General features: G+C 72.9%; 17 protein-coding genes. 11 read left to right on the top strand and 6 right to left on the bottom strand.

Annotation, left to right across the window (positions count from 1 at the left end; translation table 11 throughout):
* Positions 1-113: 113 nt before the first annotated feature.
* Positions 114-941 (bottom strand): poly-gamma-glutamate hydrolase family protein, encoded by an 828-nt coding sequence (locus E1193_RS10830; protein ID WP_132182752.1) that lies wholly within the window; start codon positions 939-941, stop codon positions 114-116.
* A 382-nt stretch (positions 942-1323) separates the two neighbouring features.
* Between E1193_RS10830 and E1193_RS10825 the strand changes: the two genes are divergently transcribed.
* The 7 genes from E1193_RS10825 to E1193_RS10795 all read left to right on the top strand — a co-directional run bounded on the left by E1193_RS10825 (position 1324) and on the right by E1193_RS10795 (position 9660).
* Positions 1324-1737 carry an HIT family protein gene (locus E1193_RS10825; RefSeq protein ID WP_132182750.1) on the top strand — a complete coding sequence of 138 codons (414 nt, stop codon included), beginning with the start codon at positions 1324-1326 and terminating at the stop codon, positions 1735-1737.
* A gap of 250 nt (positions 1738-1987) precedes the next feature.
* Positions 1988-2650, top strand: a complete 663-nt coding sequence (msrA, locus tag E1193_RS10820) for a peptide-methionine (S)-S-oxide reductase MsrA (RefSeq protein ID WP_132182748.1) — start codon at positions 1988-1990, stop codon at positions 2648-2650.
* A gap of 411 nt (positions 2651-3061) precedes the next feature.
* On the top strand, positions 3062-4846 hold the full coding sequence (locus E1193_RS10815) for an N-acetylglutaminylglutamine amidotransferase (RefSeq protein ID WP_132182746.1): 1785 nt from the start codon (positions 3062-3064) through the stop codon (positions 4844-4846).
* Between the two features lie 2 nt (positions 4847-4848).
* Positions 4849-6678, top strand: a complete 1830-nt coding sequence (gene ngg, locus E1193_RS10810; RefSeq protein WP_132182744.1) for an N-acetylglutaminylglutamine synthetase — start codon at positions 4849-4851, stop codon at positions 6676-6678.
* Positions 6675-7847, top strand: a complete 1173-nt coding sequence (locus E1193_RS10805) for an osmoprotectant NAGGN system M42 family peptidase (protein ID WP_132182742.1) — start codon at positions 6675-6677, stop codon at positions 7845-7847. The genes ngg and E1193_RS10805 overlap by 4 nt, the downstream gene beginning before the upstream one ends.
* Before the next feature lie 326 nt (positions 7848-8173).
* Complete coding sequence (locus E1193_RS10800; protein ID WP_132182740.1) at positions 8174-9103, top strand: ribonuclease Z; 930 nt, start codon at positions 8174-8176, stop codon at positions 9101-9103.
* Positions 9100-9660 carry a GNAT family N-acetyltransferase gene (locus E1193_RS10795; RefSeq protein WP_132182738.1) on the top strand — a complete coding sequence of 187 codons (561 nt, stop codon included), beginning with the start codon at positions 9100-9102 and terminating at the stop codon, positions 9658-9660. Before E1193_RS10800 ends, E1193_RS10795 begins: the two co-directional genes overlap by 4 nt.
* Here the strand turns inward: E1193_RS10795 and E1193_RS10790 are convergent.
* The 3 genes from E1193_RS10790 to E1193_RS10780 form a co-directional block, all read right to left on the bottom strand.
* Positions 9623-10513 carry an intradiol ring-cleavage dioxygenase gene (locus E1193_RS10790; protein ID WP_132182736.1) on the bottom strand — a complete coding sequence of 297 codons (891 nt, stop codon included), beginning with the start codon at positions 10511-10513 and terminating at the stop codon, positions 9623-9625. The two genes, E1193_RS10795 and E1193_RS10790, sit on opposite strands and share 38 nt — an antisense overlap.
* A gap of 142 nt (positions 10514-10655) precedes the next feature.
* Positions 10656-12026, bottom strand: coding sequence for a cystathionine beta-synthase (locus tag E1193_RS10785; RefSeq protein WP_132182734.1), 1371 nt, complete (start codon positions 12024-12026; stop codon positions 10656-10658).
* Between the two features lie 77 nt (positions 12027-12103).
* Positions 12104-12460, bottom strand: a complete 357-nt coding sequence (locus E1193_RS10780; protein WP_132182732.1) for a YkvA family protein — start codon at positions 12458-12460, stop codon at positions 12104-12106.
* A 206-nt stretch (positions 12461-12666) separates the two neighbouring features.
* On the opposite strand from E1193_RS10780, the gene E1193_RS10775 reads away from it, so the two are divergent.
* The 4 genes from E1193_RS10775 to E1193_RS10760 all read left to right on the top strand — a co-directional run bounded on the left by E1193_RS10775 (position 12667) and on the right by E1193_RS10760 (position 17469).
* The gene (locus tag E1193_RS10775; RefSeq protein WP_132182730.1) at positions 12667-13719 is read left to right on the top strand and encodes an SGNH/GDSL hydrolase family protein; all 1053 of its coding nucleotides are present in this window, start codon (positions 12667-12669) and stop codon (positions 13717-13719) included.
* A 76-nt stretch (positions 13720-13795) separates the two neighbouring features.
* Positions 13796-14596 carry an SGNH/GDSL hydrolase family protein gene (locus tag E1193_RS10770; protein WP_132182728.1) on the top strand — a complete coding sequence of 267 codons (801 nt, stop codon included), beginning with the start codon at positions 13796-13798 and terminating at the stop codon, positions 14594-14596.
* Between the two features lie 73 nt (positions 14597-14669).
* Complete coding sequence (locus tag E1193_RS10765) at positions 14670-15932, top strand: acetyl-CoA C-acetyltransferase (protein WP_132182726.1); 1263 nt, start codon at positions 14670-14672, stop codon at positions 15930-15932.
* Positions 15933-15972: 40 nt separating this feature from the next.
* The gene (locus E1193_RS10760; RefSeq protein WP_132182724.1) at positions 15973-17469 is read left to right on the top strand and encodes a CYTH and CHAD domain-containing protein; all 1497 of its coding nucleotides are present in this window, start codon (positions 15973-15975) and stop codon (positions 17467-17469) included.
* A gap of 4 nt (positions 17470-17473) precedes the next feature.
* Here E1193_RS10760 and E1193_RS10755 read toward each other — a convergent pair whose 3' ends face one another.
* Together E1193_RS10755 and E1193_RS10750 are read right to left on the bottom strand one after the other, a co-directional pair.
* On the bottom strand, positions 17474-17794 hold the full coding sequence (locus E1193_RS10755; RefSeq protein ID WP_132182722.1) for a hypothetical protein: 321 nt from the start codon (positions 17792-17794) through the stop codon (positions 17474-17476).
* Between the two features lie 37 nt (positions 17795-17831).
* On the bottom strand, positions 17832-18587 hold the full coding sequence (locus tag E1193_RS10750) for a Bax inhibitor-1/YccA family protein (protein ID WP_132182720.1): 756 nt from the start codon (positions 18585-18587) through the stop codon (positions 17832-17834).
* Positions 18588-18610: the final 23 nt, after the last annotated feature.

Genomic DNA, 18610 nt, shown 5'->3' with positions numbered 1-18610 from the left:
TTCCGCAACAGACCCTGGAGCGGTGACGGGCGCAGCACGTTCGGACGAACGTGCTGCGCCCGTGCCAGGTCCGCATCCGGTGTCCCACGCGGCGGGTGGCGCCGGATCGTGGGTCAGAGGATTGGCTGGGTCGCCTCGGTTTGCGCGATCGCCAGCCGCGTCGCCGCCACGAAGTCCCAGAACACCTGGTTGGTGGTGTTCTTGCGCTGCGGTCGGGTGTTGGTGCCGAACATCGCCGACCGGAGCGGGGTGGTGATCTCCAACTGGGCACCCATGCCGAGCAGCGTCCGGTTGACGATGTTGTCCGTCGCGGTGCCGGCGAGCGCCGGGATGCCGGTTGCGTCGAAGGCGGTGAACCCGGCTGCCTGGAAGGCATTGACCAGCCGCGTCCGGAACGCGGCGTTGCGTCCGCCGACCGCCACCGCCTGGGTGTTCGCGGGCAGGCCCGCCGTGCCGGGGGTACAGCCGTGCAGCGCGACCACGTTCAGCGCCCCGGCCGCCACCGACATGGCGGGCACGTCGTCGCAGTGCGTGGCGGTGACGTGCAGGTCGCCGTTGCCCGTGGAGCGGATCCCTTCGAACATCCAGTAGTCGCAGGTGGGTCCGGCGGGCGGGGTCGCGGCCAGTGTCGCCGGGTGGTATCCCGCGATGGCCAGGCACAGCTCCGAGGTGCCGGCCTCGATCCCGCCGCCGTGCGGCGCGATGATCGCCGTACGGGGGAACGGGTTCGGCCCGGCGTCGGAGTTGTCGAACTGGGGATGCCGGCGGTAGCGGCGGGCGTAGTCGACGCCCTCGGCCAGGTTCGGGTCGGAGTAGAGATCGGTGTTGGAGTCGTACAGGTCGGCCGCGAACGCGGGCGTCGGCTGGGACAGTCCGACGAGGGGTCCGGCTACGGCCGCGGTGGCGATCATGCCGAGGACCGTTCGCCTGCTGGTGCTCATGAGGTGTCTCCTCCAGTGTGGATCGGGGTGCCGCCCGGGTCGGGCGTACACACCGTGTCACTGCTCCGATCCAGGCCGCGACGAGATTTCGACGCCGGCCCGCCCGTCGTCTGCGATGCCCCGGACAGATGAATCCCTGGTAGGAACAGGGATCCGCCGAAGAACTGTCAGCCGGGCTCGTCGTTGTGCTGTAGTCGATCCGACACCCCACCCGGTCCGACCGGACCGCACGCCTCGGCGCTGGCACCGCCCGCAATCCGCGCGCGTGCCGCAGCAGACGGAACTGACCGATCTCGGCGACGTTCTTTCATCAGTTCGGCGAATCTCGACGAACCATGACGTCGCGGGCAGGGCGGCGGCCGGCCGTACTAGCCTGGGCTCGGTGAGCGGGTGCGTGTTCTGCGGGATCGTGGCGGGCGGGGTGCCCGCGTTCACCGTCGCCGACGAGCCGGACGGGGTGGCGTTCCTGGACACCCGGCCGGTGTTCAAGGGCCACGTGCTGGTCGTGCCGCGCACCCACCTGGTCACCCTGACGGAACTGCCCGCCGCCGCGATTCCCGGTTACTTCGGCCTGGTGCGCAGGCTCGCCGTGGCGGTGGAGGCCGGCCTGGGCGCGGGCGGCACGTTCGTGGCGATGAACAACAAGGTCTCGCAGTCGGTGCCGCACCTGCACACCCACGTCGTACCCCGGACGAAGGGCGACGGCCTGCGCGGCTTCTTCTGGCCCCGCACGCGCTACACCGACGACGCCGAGGCCCGCGAGTACGCCGGCCGGGTCGCCGCCGCGCTCGGCTGACGCCGGTCCCGTCCTCAATCCGGATGATCCACTCGACCTGCCGCATGTCGCGCTATCACCGTGGCGGGAGACCGCCGATTGCGGCATACGGAGTCCCATTCGGCTCGGCACCCGGACCCGCCGGCTGATCCGTCGCAGGGCGGGTCGGCTGATCCGTCGCAGGGCGGGTCGGCTGATCCGTCGCAGGGCGGGTAAGGAAGCGGGGCCCGCCGGTGTTGCACGCGGGAAGAGGTACGAGAGGAGTTCCACCGTGTTCCTGCGCCGTATGAACGCCGAGCTGGTCAGTCCGGAGCAGGCCCTGCCCGGCCGCCCGATCGCGATGCCCGTCGCCGACCGGCACGAGGTGCTCGGCAGTTCGCTGAAGGGCCCGTTCCCCGCCGGCTCCCAGGTCGCGGTCTTCGGGATGGGCTGTTTCTGGGGTGCCGAGCGGCTGTTCTGGACCCTGCCCGGCGTGATCACCACCTCCGTCGGCTACGCGGGCGGCTACACGCCGAACCCGACGTACGAGGAGGTCTGCTCGGGCCGCACCGGGCACGCCGAGGTGGTCCAGGTCGTCCACGACCCCCAGACCATCGGCTACGAGGACCTGCTCAAGGTCTTCTGGGAGAATCACGACCCGACCCAGGGCATGCGCCAGGGCAACGACGTCGGCACCCAGTACCGCTCGACGATCTACACCACCACCGACGAGCAACTCGCCACCGCGCAGGCGTCCCGGGACGCGTTCGCGCCGATCGTGGCCCGCGCCGGCAAGGGCGAGATCACCACGGAGATCGCGCAGCTCGGCGACTACTACTTCGCCGAGGACTACCACCAGCAGTATCTTGCCCCGACGAAGAACCCGAACGGCTACTGCACCCACGGCCCCAACGGGCTGAGCTGCCCGGTCGGGGTGGCCCGTACCGCCGGCTGACCGGCTCGACGGTGAGGGCCCGCAGCCATTGGCTGCGGGCCCTCCCTGATCACCGCGCCCGGGCCGTCGCCGTACGCGATCCCCATCTCGGCAGGTTGCCGTTCCCGACGAACGGAAGGTCCCAAGATCCCGCAACCGCCCTTCCCCCGCCTGCGCGGAGGCCAGCCCGACGCCGATCGACAGGACGCGCAGCAGCGCCCCCTAGAAGGTACGGGCCCTCCGATGCGGCCTTTGTCACATTCGGTGAGGTGCCAAATCGACGCGGTGTGTCGACGCTCGGCACGAATCACCGCCTCGCCGCCGGCGTTACCACTCTCCGCGACCGGAGGGCGCGGATTCTAGCAACGCTGTCACACAACTGTCATCGTCTCACCAGGCGAACCGCAACATGCTCTGGCAGCATGGGACCACATGTGCGGACTTGCGGGAGAGTTCCGGCGTGACGGCGCACGCGCCGACGTCGCGGCGGTGGAGCGCATGGCGGCCACCATGAGTGACCGGGGGCCCGACGACAGCGGGGTCTGGTCCCAGGGGCGGGTCGCCCTCGGGCACCGCCGCCTGAAGATCATCGACCTGTCGGCGGCGAGCGGGCAGCCGCTGGTCGACCCCGACTCGGGGCTCACCGGCGTCTTCAACGGCTGCGTCTACAACTACCGCGAACTGCGCGAGGAATTGCAGGCCAGGGGGCACCGCTTCTTCTCCTCAGGCGACAGCGAGGTCGTCGTCAAGGCGTACGCCGAGTGGGGGCTGGACTTCGTCGACCACCTGATCGGTATGTTCGCCGTGGCGATCGCCGAGCGGGACAGCGGCCGGTTGGTGCTGGCCCGGGACCGGCTCGGCATCAAACCGCTCTACCTGGCCGAGTCGCCGGACGTGGTGCGCTTCGCCAGCACCCTGCCGGCGCTGCTGGCCGGCGGCGACGTCGACACCTCCATCGACCCGGTGGCGCTGGCCCACTACCTGAGCTTCCACAGCATCGTGCCGCCGCCGCGCACCATCCTGCGTGGCGTCGCCAAGCTGCCCCCGGCCACCGTCCGGGTGTACGAGCCGGACGGTCGCACCCACGAGCGGGTCTACTGGGATCCGTCCTTCACCCCCGCCGCCGAGCGGGCCGACTGGTCCGCCGAGCAGTGGGAGGACGCGCTGCTGGGGTCGCTGACCACCGCGGTGCGCCGCCGGATGGTCGCCGACGTACCGGTCGGCGTGCTGCTCTCCGGGGGGCTGGACTCCAGCCTGGTGGTCGCGTTGCTGGCCGGCGAGGGGCAGCGCGGCCTGGCCACCTTCTCCATCGGCTTCGACTCCGTCGGCGGCCGGGAGGGCGACGAGTTCGTCTACTCGGATCTGGTCGCGAAGACCTTCGGCACCGACCACCACCAGCTCCGGGTCGCCGCGCAGGATCTGGTGCCGCCGTTGGAGGCGGCCGTCGCCGCGATGAGCGAGCCGATGGTCAGCCACGACTGCGTCGCGTTCTATCTGCTCAGCCAGGAGGTGTCGCGGCACGTCAAGGTGGTCCAGTCCGGCCAGGGTGCCGACGAGATCCTCGGCGGCTACCACTGGTACCCGCCGCTGGCCCGGGTCGACCGGGAGCAGGCGCTCGACACGTACGCGAAGGCGTTCTTCGACCGCGACGCGGCCGGACTGGCCCGGGTGCTGAACCCGGCCTGGCTGGCCGACGGCGACCCGGCGCGGGAGTTCGTGGCCGCCCACCTGGCTCGGCCCGGCGCGTCGACCGCGGTCGACGCCGGCCTGCGGATCGACACCCAGGTGATGCTCACCGACGACCCGGTGAAGCGGGTGGACAACATGACCATGGCGCACGGGCTGGAGGCCCGCGTGCCGTTCCTCGACCACGAGTTCGTCGAGCTCGCCGCGAGTTGCCCACCGGAGCTGAAGCTGGCCCAGGGCGGCAAGGGTGTGCTGAAGGAGATCGGCCGCCGGGTCCTCCCGCACGAGGTCATCGACCGGCCGAAGGGTTACTTCCCGGTGCCTGGCCTCACCCACCTCGAGGGCAAGCTCCTCGACCGGGTACGCGACGCGCTCTCCGCACCCGCCGCCCGCCGCCGCGACCTGTTCCGCGCCGACTACGTCGACGCGCTGCTCGCCGACCCGAACGCCGAACTGACCCCGTTGAACGGAAACAAGCTGTGGCAACTCGGCCTGCTGGAAATGTGGCTCCAGAGCCACGGAATCGACTGACGATGACCGAGACGCTGGCGACAGGCACGGCTCGTCCGGACCGGGAGCGGGTGCTGGGCCGACGACGGGAGCGGGTGGGCCCCGGTGGCGACCCGGTGGCCCAGGGCGCGCCGGAGCCGCGCAGGCAGCCGGCCGGCGAGGCGGACGTGGTGCTGGACTGCGGTTGGGGCCGGCTGGTCTTCGGGCAGACCTTCGCCGACCAGGCGGCCGTCGCCGACGTGCTGCGGTCCGAGGCGGCGGGTGCCCGGGACATCTGCATCTACCTGCGCGACCCGCACGTGCTGGTGTCCCGGCTCCCCGACGAGCTGTTCATCGATCCGTCGCTGACCTACCGGTTGCCGCTGGGCGAGCACCGGCCGGCCGCCAGCGACGGCGGCGGCGAGCTGCCCGGGCTGGTGATCCGGCCGCTGCGCGACGCCGACGACGCGGACGCGGTGAACCGGATCTACGCCCGCAACGGCATGGTCACCGCGCCGGTGGAGGTGCTGGTGGACAACGCCCGCACCGACCGGTTCCTGCACCTGGTCGCCGAGGGCAGCACCGGGGAGATCGTCGGCACCATCACCGGGGTGGACCACGTCGCGGTCTTCGCCGACCCGGAGAACGGCGCCAGCCTGTGGTGCCTGACCGTCGACTTCAACACCGCCCCGCCCGGCACCGGCCAGGCGTTGCTGACCGCGCTGGCCGACCGGCTCGACGAGCGCGGCCGGGCCTTCGTCGACCTGTCGGTGCTGGCGGAGAACTCCGGCGCGGTCCGGCTCTACGAGCGGCTCGGCTTCCGTCGGACGGGCACGCTGTGCGTGAAGCGGAAGAACCCGATCAACGAGCGGCTCTTCCTGCCCGCCGCCCCCGAGGGGTACGACGGACTCAACCCGTACGCGAGAATCATCGCGGACGAGGCGATGCGGCGCGGCATCCGGGTGGAGGTCACCGACGCGCACTGGGGCGAGCTGCGGCTGAGCAACGGCGGCCGGACGATCCACACCCGCGAGTCGCTGTCCGAGCTGACCTCGGCGGTGGCGATGAGCCGCTGCGACGACAAGCGGGTGACCCGGCGGATCCTCACCGAGGCGGGCCTGTCGGTGCCGCGCGGCCGGACCGCCACCGGCGATCCGGACAACCTGGCGTTCCTGGCGGACGTCGGCCCGGTCGTGGTGAAGCCGGCCCGGGGTGAGCAGGGCAACGGCATCACCGTGGGGGTACGCACCCCGGAGGCGCTGGCCGCGGCGGTCGAGCTGGCCCGCCGGTTCTGCCCGGACGTGCTGATCGAGGAGATGCGGTCCGGCGAGGACCTGCGGGTGGTCGTCATCGACCACGAGGTGGTGGCCGCCGCGGTGCGCCGGCCGGCGCAGATCACCGGCGACGGGGTGCACGACATCACCGAGCTGATCGAGCGGCAGAGCCGCCGGCGGGCCGCCGCCACCGGGGGCGAGTCGCGGATCCCGGTCGACGACATGACCCGCGAGGTGGTGGCCGACGCCGGGTACCGCATGCACGACGTGCTGCCCGAGGGAAAGGTGCTCACCGTACGCCGCACCGCCAACCTGCACACCGGTGGCACAATCCACGACGTGACAGCCGAACTGCACCCCGCGATCGCCGGAGCCTGCGTGGCGGCGAGCCGGGCCCTGGACATCCCGGTGACCGGGCTCGACCTACTGGTGCCCGCCCCCGACCAGGCGGAACACGTGTTCATCGAGGCGAACGAACGGCCGGGGCTGGCCAACCACGAGCCCCAGCCCACCGCGGAGCGCTTCATCGACCTGCTTTTTCCGGGCACCCGTGCTCCGCAGCGGCTCTGGAGCCCGGCCGGTCCCGGAGGGGGCGCGTGAGCCCCAAGCCGCTGGAGATCGACCTGGACTACCTGCGGCAGGTGCTGTTGGAGCTGCTGGAGATCCCGAGCCCATCGGGGCGGACCGACCACGTGCAGCAGTACGTGGGCGAGCGCCTCTCCGCGCTGGGGATCACCTCGACGCTGACCCGGCGCGGGGCGCTCAGCGCCTGCCTGCCCGGCCCCCGGCAGACCGGCGCCGACCGGGCCGTGGTGGTGCACACCGACACCATCGGCGGGATGGTCAAGCGGCTCAAGGAGAATGGCCGGCTGGAGCTGAAGCCGATCGGCACGCACTCCGCCCGGTTCGCCGAGGGCGCGCACGTGCGGATCTTCACCGATGACCTGGACAGGGTGATCACCGGCCAGGTGCTGCCGCTGAAGGCCAGCGGGCACCGCTACAACGAGGCGGTCGACCTGCAGGGTGTCGGGTGGGAACTGGTGGAGGTGCGGATCGACGAGCCGGTCGAGGACATCACCGGGCTGCGGGAGCTGGGCATCGACGCCGGGGACTTCGTGGCGTTCCTGCCCAACCCGACGATCACCCCGAGCGGGTTCGTCAAGTCCCGGCACCTGGACGACAAGGCCGGCGTGGCGGCGGTGCTGACCGCGCTCAAGGCGATCGTCGACGCGGGGATCACCCCGAAGGTCACCGCGCACCTGCTGGTCACCGTGACCGAGGAGATCGGCCACGGGGCCAGCCACGGCCTGGACCCGGACGTGGCGGAGATCGTCTCGGTGGACGCGGCGGTGGTCGCCCCCGGCCAGCAGTCCCGGGAGGACATGGCCACCCTGGCCATGGGGGACGGCGTCGGCCCGTTCGACTACCACCTGACCCGCAACCTCGCCGCGATAGCGAAGGAGCACGGCGTCGACCTGGTCCGGGACGTCTTCGACTACTACCGCTCCGACGTGGCGGCGGCGGTCGAGGCGGGCGCGCACGCCCGGGTGGCGCTGCTCGGCTTCGGGGTGGACGCCACCCACGGGCACGAGCGCACCCACCTGGACGGGCTGCGCCACCTAACCCAGCTGCTCTGCCTCTACCTGCAGAGCGATCTGGTCTTCCCGGAGTGGGACGCCGAGCCGGGCGACCTGGCCGACTTCCCGTCGCTGGCCGTTCAGCCAGCAAGCGAGGAGGGGCCCCGCGAGGGCCCGATCGGCATCGACTGAGTCGGCCGCGTCCCGGCGTCGAGCCGTGTGATCGAAATCCGTTGCCGGCGCCCACCGGAAGTGGATAACGTGGCCGTACACGGGAAAGGAGGTGGTCCAGACTTGTATAGCAATCGGACTCGTGAGGTGGCTGTCCGCTAGCCGCTGTCCTCGACAGTGAAATCCGTCCGCCGCGAGGCGGGCACCAGGCACCATCGTCGAGACCGTGTGGCAGCGGTGCGGCGAATCCACGACAGCCACCCGACCCCCGGGGTGCCGGCCCAGTCCAGCCGGCCCGCGCGTCCGCGCGGAAGCCCCGGGGGTCGCTTCATCTCCAGGAGAGTTCCGTGTCGATGCGGGAACTGGTGGTGCTCGGGACGGCCAGCCAGACACCGACCCGGCTGCGCAACCACAACGGGTACGTGCTGCGCTGGGACGACGAGGTGATCCTCTTCGACCCGGGCGAGGGCAGCCAGCGACAGCTGTTGCGCACCGGGGTCACCGCCGCCGACCTGACCCGGATCTGCGTCACCCACTTCCACGGCGACCACTGCCTCGGCCTGCCGGGCATCATCCAGCGGCTCAGCCTGGACCGGGTGCCGCGCCCGGTGGCGGTGCACTTTCCGGCCGGCGGCGCGGGGTACTTCGCCCGGCTGCGCCACGCCAGCTCCTTCCACGAGACCACCGAGCTGGCCGTCGAGCCGATCGAGGCGGACGGGCAGCGGATCACTCTGCGCGGGGGCGCGCTGGAGGCCCGCCGGCTGCGGCACCCCATCGAGACGTACGGCTACCGGCTGGTCGAGCCGGACGGCCGCCGGACGCTGCCGGAGAAGCTGGCCGCGTACGGCATCGCCGGCCCGGCGGTCGGGGAACTGCTCCGCGTCGGCCACCTGGACCGGGACGGACGCCGCGTCACCCGGGACGAGGTGAGCGTGACCCGGCCGGGGCAGCGGTTCGCCTTCGTCATGGACACCGGCCTCTGCGACGGGGTGTACGCCCTCGCCGAGCACGCCGACCTGCTGGTCATCGAGTCGACGTTCCTGGAGTCGGAGGCCGCCCTCGCCGCCGAGGTCGGCCACCTGACCGCGGCGCAGGCCGCGCGGGTGGCCACCGAGTCGCACGTACGCACACTGGTACTCACCCACTTCTCCCAGCGGTACGCCGACCCGCGCCGCTTCGCCGAGGAGGCCCGGGAGCACTTCACCGGTGATCTGGTGATCGCCGAGGATCTGGCCACCGTGCCGGTGCCGCCCCGCCGGGTAGCCTCGGCCGGGTGACCGCCACGCTGCGTCCCGCCACCAACGACGACCTGATGGTGGTCGGAGCCCTGCACCAACAGTCCCGGGTGGCCGCGTACTCGTCGTTCCTGCCGCCAACGGCGTTGGCCGAGCCGACCGAGGCGGCGATGGGCGGCTACTGGATCGAGCGGTGGGCGTGGGAGCGGGACGACCACCGGATGACCGTGGCCGAACGTGACGGCCGGCTGGTCGGTTTCAGCTACCTCGGGCCGGACGACGAGGGCGACCCGGGCACCGGCCTGCTCAACGCCATCCACCTCGACCCGACGGAACGCGGCCGGGGCACCGGCCGGCAGCTGATGATCGACGCGCTGGAGGCCATGCGCTCCCGGGGTTGGTCCCGGGCCGTGCTCTGGGTGCTGCGGGACAACGCGCGCGCCCGGGCGTTCTACGAGCGGGGCGGCTGGACCGCCACCGGACAGATTCGGGACGAGCGGATCGGCCCGGTGGCGGTCCCGCAGCTGCGCTACGCCCGCCCGCTCCGCGGGTCGCCGGACGTCACGACCCGTCCCGGTCCGAGTCGACCCCGAAGTTGATCACGCCGAGGTAGCCGTCGCCGTCCTCGGTGACCTTGAGCAGCATGCTGTCGGCGTAGATGTTGTCGTTGTCGTTGAGGGTGTCCCGCCCGGTGTGCGCGGCGTACGGCTGCGCCGCGAAGACCTTCGTGTTCAACGCCTCGTCGAACATCAGCTGGGTGGTCAGCACCCGGCTGTTGTCCAGGTGCACCATGGCGTGGATGTGCACCGTCCGGCCCCGGTACCAACCGGGCCAGATGGTGGTGAACTCGACGATGCCGTCGGCGTTGGTGACCTGGGCGCCCCGCAGGTAGCGCTTGTCGTCGGTCGGGGTGAGGTCGGCCATCTGCCCGTTCCCGCCGCCGCTCGGCGCGCCGCCGGACGGCGGGTTGCCGGCCGGCGCACCGCTCGGGACACCACCGGGCGGGGCCCCGCCGGGACCGCCCGAGCCGCCGTTCGCCCCGGACGACTGAGCCTCCGCGCCCGAGTACAGCCCGGCCGCGTCGCAGTGCCAGATCTCCACCACCGCGTTGGACAGCGGGCCGCACTGCTCGCTGTCCTGCACCCGGATGGCCACCCGCAGCCGGACGCCCTTCCGGTCCTCCCGGATGTCGCTGCGGATCTTGTCGGCGTCGAAGTAGTACGGCCCCTGGGTGGTGCTGGCGGTCAACCGGCAGGTGTTCGCGTCGGCGAAGAGCGAGGTCAGGTCGCTCGTCGTGGTCGCCTGTGGGGCCACCGTCTCGCCGGTGGAGGTGGTGACCGTCCCGCCGTCCCGGCCGCAGGCGGCCAGCAGGCCGGTCAGACCGACCGAACCGATCCCGGCGATCAGCCGGCGGCGGCTGACCCGCTGCCCCTCGTGGTGGTCGTACCCCATCTGTCCTCCCGGTGTCCTGCGGCGAATCGTGCGACACCGACGGTAGGAACAGGACGTGGGCGGTGGCTGTGCGGTGCTTGTGAGCCGGCTGTGCGACCGGTCGGGCGTGGGCCCCGCCCCGGAGAGCGGGACCCACACCCGTTCAGCGCGCGCCGAGATGGGCCAGCAGGTCCTGCCGGGTGAGCACACCCTTGGGTTTGCCGTCGACCAGCACCAGGGCCGCGTCGGACTTCTCCAGCAGGGCCACGGCCTCGCTCACCGGCTGCCCGCCACCGATCATCGGCAGCGGGTCCGTCATGTGCCGCTCGATGGTGTCGTGCAGGTGGGCCTGACCGGTGAAGAGCGCGTCTAGCAGGTCCTTCTCGGCGATCGAGCCGGCCACCTCGCCGGTCACCACCGGCGGCTCGGCCTTGAGCACCGGCAGCTGGGAGACGCCATACTCGCGCATGTAGTCGATCGCGTCGCGGACCGTCTCGGTCGGGTGGACGTGCACCAGCTCGGGCAGGCCGCCCGGCTTGCCGGCGAGCGCGTCGGCGACGGTCGGCTCCGTGCCCGCGTCCGCCAGGAAGCCGTACCGGGCCATCCACCGGTCGTTGAAGATCTTCGAAAGGTAGCCCTTGCCGCTGTCCGGCAGGAGCACCACGACCACGTCGTCCGGGCCGGCCTTGCGGGCCACCTCCAGCGCCGCGACCACGGCCATGCCGCAGGAGCCGCCGACCAGCAGGCCCTCCTCACGGGCCAGCCGCCGGGTCATCTCGAAGGACGCCTTGTCGGAGACCTCGATGATCTCGTCGGCGACACCCCGGTCGTACGTCTTGGGCCAGAAGTCCTCGCCGACACCCTCGACCAGGTACGGCCGGCCGGTGCCGCCGGAGTAGACCGAGCCCTCCGGGTCGGCGCCGATCACCCTGACCCGCCCCTCGGAGGCCTCCTTGAGGTAGCGGCCGATGCCGGAGATGGTGCCGCCGGTGCCCACACCCGCCACGAAGTGGGTGATCCGGCCCTCGGTCTGCTGCCACAGCTCAGGGCCGGTGCTCTCGTAGTGCGAGCGCGGGTTTGCCGGGTTGCTGTACTGGTCGGGTTTCCAGGCGTCGGGAATCTCCCGGGCCAGCCGGTCGGAGACGTTGTAGTAGGAGCGCGGGTCCTCCGGCGCGACGGCGGTCGGGCAGACCACCACCTCGGCGCCGTACGCCCGCAGCACGTCCTGCTTGTCCTGGCTGACCTTGTCGGGGCAGACGAACACGCACCGGTAGCCCTTGAGCTGGGCGACCAGGGCCAGCCCGACACCGGTGTTGCCGCTGGTCGGCTCGACGATCGTGCCGCCCGGTTTGAGGATCCCGGCGGCCTCGGCGTCCTCCACCATCCGCAGCGCGATCCGGTCCTTCACCGAGCCACCGGGGTTGAGGTACTCCACCTTCGCCAGCACGGTCGCCTGGATACCGTCGGTGACGTTGCGGAGCCGCACCAGCGGGGTGTCGCCGATCAGGTCGACGACGTTGTCGTAGTACTGCACCTCGTTGTGCCCTTCGTTGCGGCGCCGGCGACGGCGGCCGGGCAGACGTACTCGTTCGTCGCCCAGCGTACGTGCCGTCAGCCGACCACCTGCCCGGGGACCACGGAGGTGCGACCCGCCTCCCACGCCAGGAAGCGCTCCGTCTCGGCCAGCACGCTGCCGGCCAGCCAGGTCACCATCACCGCGTCGTCGAGCAGACCGAATACCGTCAGGAACAGCTCCGGCACCACGTCCACCGGGGAGACGACGTACGCCGTCGCCGCCGCCATCAGCGCCAGTCGCAGGCCACCGTCGTACTCGCCCCGGGCAGTCGCCCGGATCATCCTCGGCACGGCGGCCAACCGGGTGCCCAGCGCGGGCCCGCCCCGCGCGCCCGCCGCCACTGACCGGGCCAGCGCGACGAAGGCCGCGCTCCGCTTCAACGTTCTACCCATCGTTCGCCCCTCTCGCCGGTCCAAGGGTGCCTCCGGTGCGCAAGTCCCCCGCCGATCGCCCGTCGTCGTTGCCCAACTGGTACCCCGTACGGTCCCCGTCCAGCCATGGACCGGGCAGCCGCCCGTGGCCCTGCTCGGTGCCCGGCCACCGGCTGTCCGGGTCGCGAGGTCGGCGGTGTGTCGTGCCGGCGCGATAATGTCGCGGCATGGGGGTCGCTGGTTCGGTCGTACCGGCTGGTTCGCGGTGGCGGCGTGCCCGGCAGCTCGCCCGGGTGGCGGCGATCGGCACGGGCGCCACCGCGGCGGCCGTTGTCGCCACGGGCGGGGTGCTGGCCGGGCAGGCCCGGCAGGCCCGACGGACGATCCCGATGGCCGAGGCGCCCCCGCCGCGCTGCGACGGAGTCTACGGCGCGAAACTGCCCGGCCCACCGTTGACGATGGTGGTCCTGGGTGACTCCTCGGCTGCCAGCTACGGGGTGCACCGCCGGCGGGAGACCCTGGGCGCGCTGCTCGCCACCGGGCTGTCCCGACGGCTGCACCGGCCGGTCCGGCTGCGCCGCTTCGCCGTGGTGGGCGCCCTGTCGGCCGGGCTGGGACCGCAGGTCGAGTCAGCCCTGGAGGGCGACCCGGACATCGCGGTGATCCTGGTCGGCGGTAACGACGTCACCAACCGCACCCCATCCGCCCTGGCGGTGCGCCACCTCGTCGGCGCGGTCCGCACGCTGCGCGCCGCCGGCTGTGAGGTTGTCGTCGGCACCTGCCCGGACCTGGGCGCCATCCAGCCGATCCAGCCGCCGCTGCGTTGGCTGGCCCGGCGGTGGAGCCGGCAGCTCGCCGCCGCCCAGACGGTGGCGGTGGTCGAGGCGGGTGGTTGGACGGTCTCCCTCGGCGACCTGCTCGGTCCCCGCTTCGCGGCGGAGCCGACCCGGATGTTCGCCTGGGACCGGTTCCATCCCTCCGCCGAGGGGTATGCGGTGGCCGCCGCCGCGCTGCTGCCCACCATGGTTTCCGCCCTCGGCGCGGGCCCGGAACGCCGTCCTGTTCTCGGCCACGGCGAGGGCGTACGCTCGCTGCCGCAGGCCGCCCACGAGGCGGCGCGGCACGCCGGCACCGAGGTCAGCGGCACCCAGGTCCGGGGGCGCGACCGGGGGCCGGCAGGTCGTTGGGCTCAACTGCGCCGGCGGACCTTCTTCGGCGTCGGTGTGGTGCCGCAGCCCGGCGCCGCCGCCGACTCACCCACACTGGAGGGAACGTCATGACCGAGCGCAGCGAGCGATTCAGCCGGCTCAGCGCGTCGGAGTCTCATGGCGGTCCCGACCGGAGGGAGGGATTGGCATGAACGAGCGGTGGGGGGGCGCCGACCTGGCGCTCAGGCTCGGGAAGGCGGCGGCGGTCTCCCTGGTGGCCGGCACGATCGGCGGTGCCGCGGTGCTCGCCGGGCAGGCCGTGGCGGCCCGTGGGCGCAGCTACGCCCAGCCGGAGCTCGGGCTCGCGCTTCGGGCCACGGTGGGGCGGGCCGGCGCGCCGCCGCTGCGGCTGGTGCTGCTCGGCGACTCATCCGCCCTCGGGGTCGGGGTGGGGCGCTTCGACGACACCGTCGGGGGGCAGCTCGCCCACCTGCTGGCCGAGGGGCCAGCCGGTCGACGGGTGCACCTGTCCAGCGTGGGTGTCTCGGGGTCGCGCTCGACGGATCTGGCCACCCAGGTGGCCCGGGCGCTGCTCGGCGAACGCCCGGACGTCGCCGTCATCCTGATCGGGGCCAACGACGCCACCGGGATGCGCCGGCCGGCCGAGGCGGCGGCGTACCTCGCCTCGGCGGTGCGCCGGCTGCGTGAGGCACGCGTCCAGGTCGTGGTGGGCACCTGCCCCGACCTGGGGGCGGTACGCGCCGTGGCGCAGCCGCTGCGGCAGGTGCTCGGCTGGTCGGGCCGGCGGATCGCCCGCGCCCAGACCGCCGCCGTGCTCGACGCCGGCGGGAGCGTGGTCGACCTGGCCGCCGAGACCGGGCCGGTGTTCCGGGCGGACGCCGGCACGCTCTGCCACGACGGTTTCCACCCTTCGGCCGACGGCTACCGGGTCTGGGCCCACGCCCTGCTTCCCGCGGTCGCCGCAGCCACCACGGCCTCCCCGCACTGACTCCGGCCGGGGTGACATTTCCCGCCGGGTGGGCTCCTTCCGCCTTAAGTTACTCGCGGGTTAACGTTGGTTCATGCCGATTGAGTCGTCCCGCGACGCCGTCATCGTCGCCACCGCCCGGTCCCCCATCGGGCGCGCGTTCAAGGGTTCGCTGCGCGACGTCCGCCCGGACGATCTCGCCGCGACCATCGTCCGGGCCGCGCTGGACAAGGTCCCGGGGCTCGACCCGACCGAGATCGACGACCTGTACCTCGGGTGCGGTCTGCCCGGCGGTGAGCAGGGCTTCAACATGGCCCGGGTGGTCGCCACCCTGATGGGCCTGGACGGCCTGCCCGGGGCGACGCTGACCCGCTACTGCGCCTCGTCGTTGCAGACGACCCGGATGGCGATGCACGCGATCCGGGCCGGTGAGGGCGACGTCTTCGTCTCCGCCGGGGTGGAGATGGTTTCCCGGTACGCCCGGGGCAACTCCGACGCCCTGCCGCCCGAGGCCCAGGCGCTGGTCGGCGGCGGCTGGGAGAACCCGCGTTTCGCCGAGGCGCGGGCGCGCTCGGAGCGCCGCGCCGACGGCGGCGCCGAGGTGTGGACCGACCCGCGCGAGGCCGGCGAGCTGCCGGACATCTACCTGGCGATGGGGCAGACCGCCGAGAATCTGGCCCAGGCGTACGACGTGACCCGCGAGGACATGGACGCCTTCGGCGTCCGCAGCCAGAACCTGGCCGAGAAGGCGATCGCCGACGGCTTCTGGGCCCGGGAGATCACCCCGGTGACCACCCCGGACGGCACCGTGGTCAGCACCGACGACGGGCCACGGCCCGGCGTGACCCTGGAGGCGGTGGCCGGGCTGAAGCCGGTCTTCCGCCCGGACGGCCGGATCACCGCCGGCAACTGCTGCCCACTCAACGACGGCGCCGCCGCCGTGGTGGTGATGAGCGCCCAGCGGGCGAAGGACCTCGGGCTGACTCCGCTGGCGCGGATCGTCTCCACCGGGGTGACCGCGCTGTCGCCGGAGATCATGGGTCTCGGGCCGGTCGAGGCGTCCCGGCAGGCCCTGAAGCGGGCCGGCATGACCATCGGCGATGTCGACCTGGTCGAGATCAACGAGGCGTTCGCCGCCCAGGTGATCCCCTCCTACCGGCAGCTCGGCATCCCCGAGGAGAAGCTCAACGTGATGGGCGGGGCGATCGCCGTCGGCCACCCGTTCGGCATGACCGGCGCCCGGATCACCGGCACCCTGCTCAACGCGCTGGAGTGGCACGACCGGAGCATCGGCCTGGAGACGATGTGCGTCGGCGGCGGCCAGGGCATGGCGATGGTGCTGGAGCGGCTGAGCTGATTGTCGATTCGCCGGCGCTCTGCCCGGGTATCTGGTCGTCATGGCTGCCGTGGTGGAGCGAGAACGCAAGTACTCCGGTGACGACGGTTTCCGGCTGCCGGACCTGACCGGCTGCGGTGGCGTCGCGAGGATGTCCGACGCCACCGCGCTCGACCTGGACGCGGTCTACCACGACACCGCGGACCTGCGGCTGGCCCGCAGCGGCTACGCGCTGCGCCGGCGCACCGGCGGCCACGACGCGGGGTGGCACCTGAAGGTCGGCGCGGCCGGCGGCCCCCGCACCGAGTACCAGTTCCCGGCCGGGCCGGACGACGGCGATCCGCCGGCCGAGCTGGTCGGGCTCTTCCGGGCCGCCTCCCGGGGCGCGCCGGTCGCACCCGCGGCCCGGGTCATCACCCGGCGGCGGGAGCACCGCCTGCTCGACGGGCAGGGCCGGGTGCTGGCGGAGGTCGCGGAGGACGCCGTCGAGAGCCACGACCTGGTCAGCGACGAACGGCAGGCCTGGCACGAGGTCGAGGTCGAGCTGGTCGACGGCGACGACCGGCTGCTCGACGCGGTGGCGGCGAGGCTGCGGGAGGCGGGGGCGCGACCGGTGTCCGTCTCGAAGTCACACCGCGCGCTGGGCGGCCGGCTCGCCACCGCGCCGGACCGGGCGCGGACGGATCCGGCGGCCGCTCCCGTCGTCGACTACCTCCACGCGCAACGGGACGCGCTGATCGCGAACCATCCGGCCGCCCGGCACGGGGACGAGGACGCCGTACACGACATGCGGGTCGCGGTCCGCCGGCTACGTGCCACGCTGCGGACCTTCCGGGGTCTGTGGGAACGGCGGGAGGGCGAGGAGCTCCGCGCCGAGCTGCGGTGGCTCGGGAGGCAGCTGGGCGCCGTCCGGGACGCCCAGGTGATGGCTGCCCGGCTGACCACGGCCGTGGCCGCCGAACCGCCCGAGCTGGTGCTCGGCCCGGTCGCCGCACGGATCGCGGAACGGTTCGCCACCGACGTCGCCACGGCCCTCGACGGGCTGGCGCGGGCGTTCGACTCCGAGCGGTACCCGGAGTTGCTCACCCGGTTGGACCGGCTGGCGGAGGGCACGACGGCGGGCACGGTCAGGCGGCGGTGGGTGATCCGCCGGGTCCGGCGGGCGTTGGACCGCGCCGACGACCGGCTGGACCGCGCCCTGTCCGGGTCGGACCGGGGCGAGGAGAGGGCCGCGGCGTTGCACGAGGCGCGCAAGGCGTACAAGGCGGCGCGCTACGCCGTCGAGGTGCGCGAACCGGCGGTGGGGAAGCCCGCCGCGGTTCTCCTGGCCCGGCTGAAGGACCTTCAGAACCTGCTCGGCGCGTACCAGGACTCGGTGATGACGCGCGAGGTGCTGCGGCGGGAGGCGCTGCGGGCGTACGCCGACGGCGAGAACACCTTCACCTACGGGCTGCTGCACGCCCGACAGGCGATGGCAGCCGACCGGGATCTGCCGGCCGTCGCCGCCGCTCGCAGTCGCAGCGGTCGCCGGAAGGTGCGCCGCTGGCTGAAGGGCTGACGGATCAGATCGCGGCCCGGGTCGCCGTCACGGCGGCGGCGGCCCGGCCCAGCACCGCCTCGGACGGCCCGGCCGCGACCAGGTCGACGGCGACCACCCGGAGTTGGTCGACCAGCGCCGGGTCGTTCGGCAGCCGGGGCACCGCCCGGCGCGGTCGGCCCTCGGCGTCCGCGCCCAGGTCGGCGATCTTCTGCACCAGCCGGTGCACCAGGTCCGCGCGGGACGCGTCGCCGCCGTCCGGCACGGCCGCCCAGCGCGGCTGCTGCCAGTGCCCCACCTGACGGGCCAGCAGCCCCACCGCCCGGTCCAACACCGCTGCGCTCATCGCCGGAGAGTCTACGGGCGGTCGCGCCTGCCTCCGGTCAGCGCCGCAGGTAGCTGAGCAGCCGGAGGATCTGCCAGTAAAGGAAGATCAACCCGACCAACAGCCCGAAGGCGCAGAGCCAGGCGTACCGGCGGGGCAGGCCGCCGCGGACCGACCGTTCGATCTGGTCGAAGTCGAGGACGAAACTCAACGCCCCGGCGATGATGGCAACTCCGGAGAAGACGTACGGCAGCCAGCCCACCTGGCCGGTGAGGCTGTAGACCTCCACTGCCTGCCGGCCGGTGAGGAGCCGGAAGACCAGGTTCACCAGGCTCACCGCGAGCACCCCGAGCAGGGTGCCGATCACCAGCCGGGCCAGGCGTGGGGTGGCCCGGACGAGCCGGGCCCGGTAGAGCAGCGCCATGCCGAGGAACACCCCGAAGGTGCCCACCACGGCCTGCGCCACGATCCCTGGGTAGATCGCCTCGAAGGCCCGGCTGGCCACACCGAGCAGCAGCCCCTGCAGCAGGGCGTACCCGATGATCGGCGCCGGGTGGGTGATGCCGCGTAGCGAGATCACCAGGACCAGCGCCACGCCGGCCAGCGCGGTGCCGGCCAGCGCCGCGGGCAGCCACAGTGCCTGGGGTACGACCACCCAGGCAGCCGCCGCGACGACGCCGGTCAGCAGCAGCAGCCCGACGGCACGGACCACCACGTCGTCGACCGTCACCGCCTCCGCGCCACCGGCCCGGGGCAGTCGTCGCTCCCGGCTGGCGTCACCCAGCCGGTCCAGTACCGGATTCGCGCTCCGCACCCCACCTCCTGACCCCGCCAAGC

This window comes from Micromonospora sp. KC606 (assembly GCF_004348675.1).
In the GTDB taxonomy this organism is placed as follows: Bacteria; Actinomycetota; Actinomycetes; order Mycobacteriales; family Micromonosporaceae; genus Micromonospora.
This window is presented reverse-complemented; position numbering and strand designations above follow the sequence as displayed.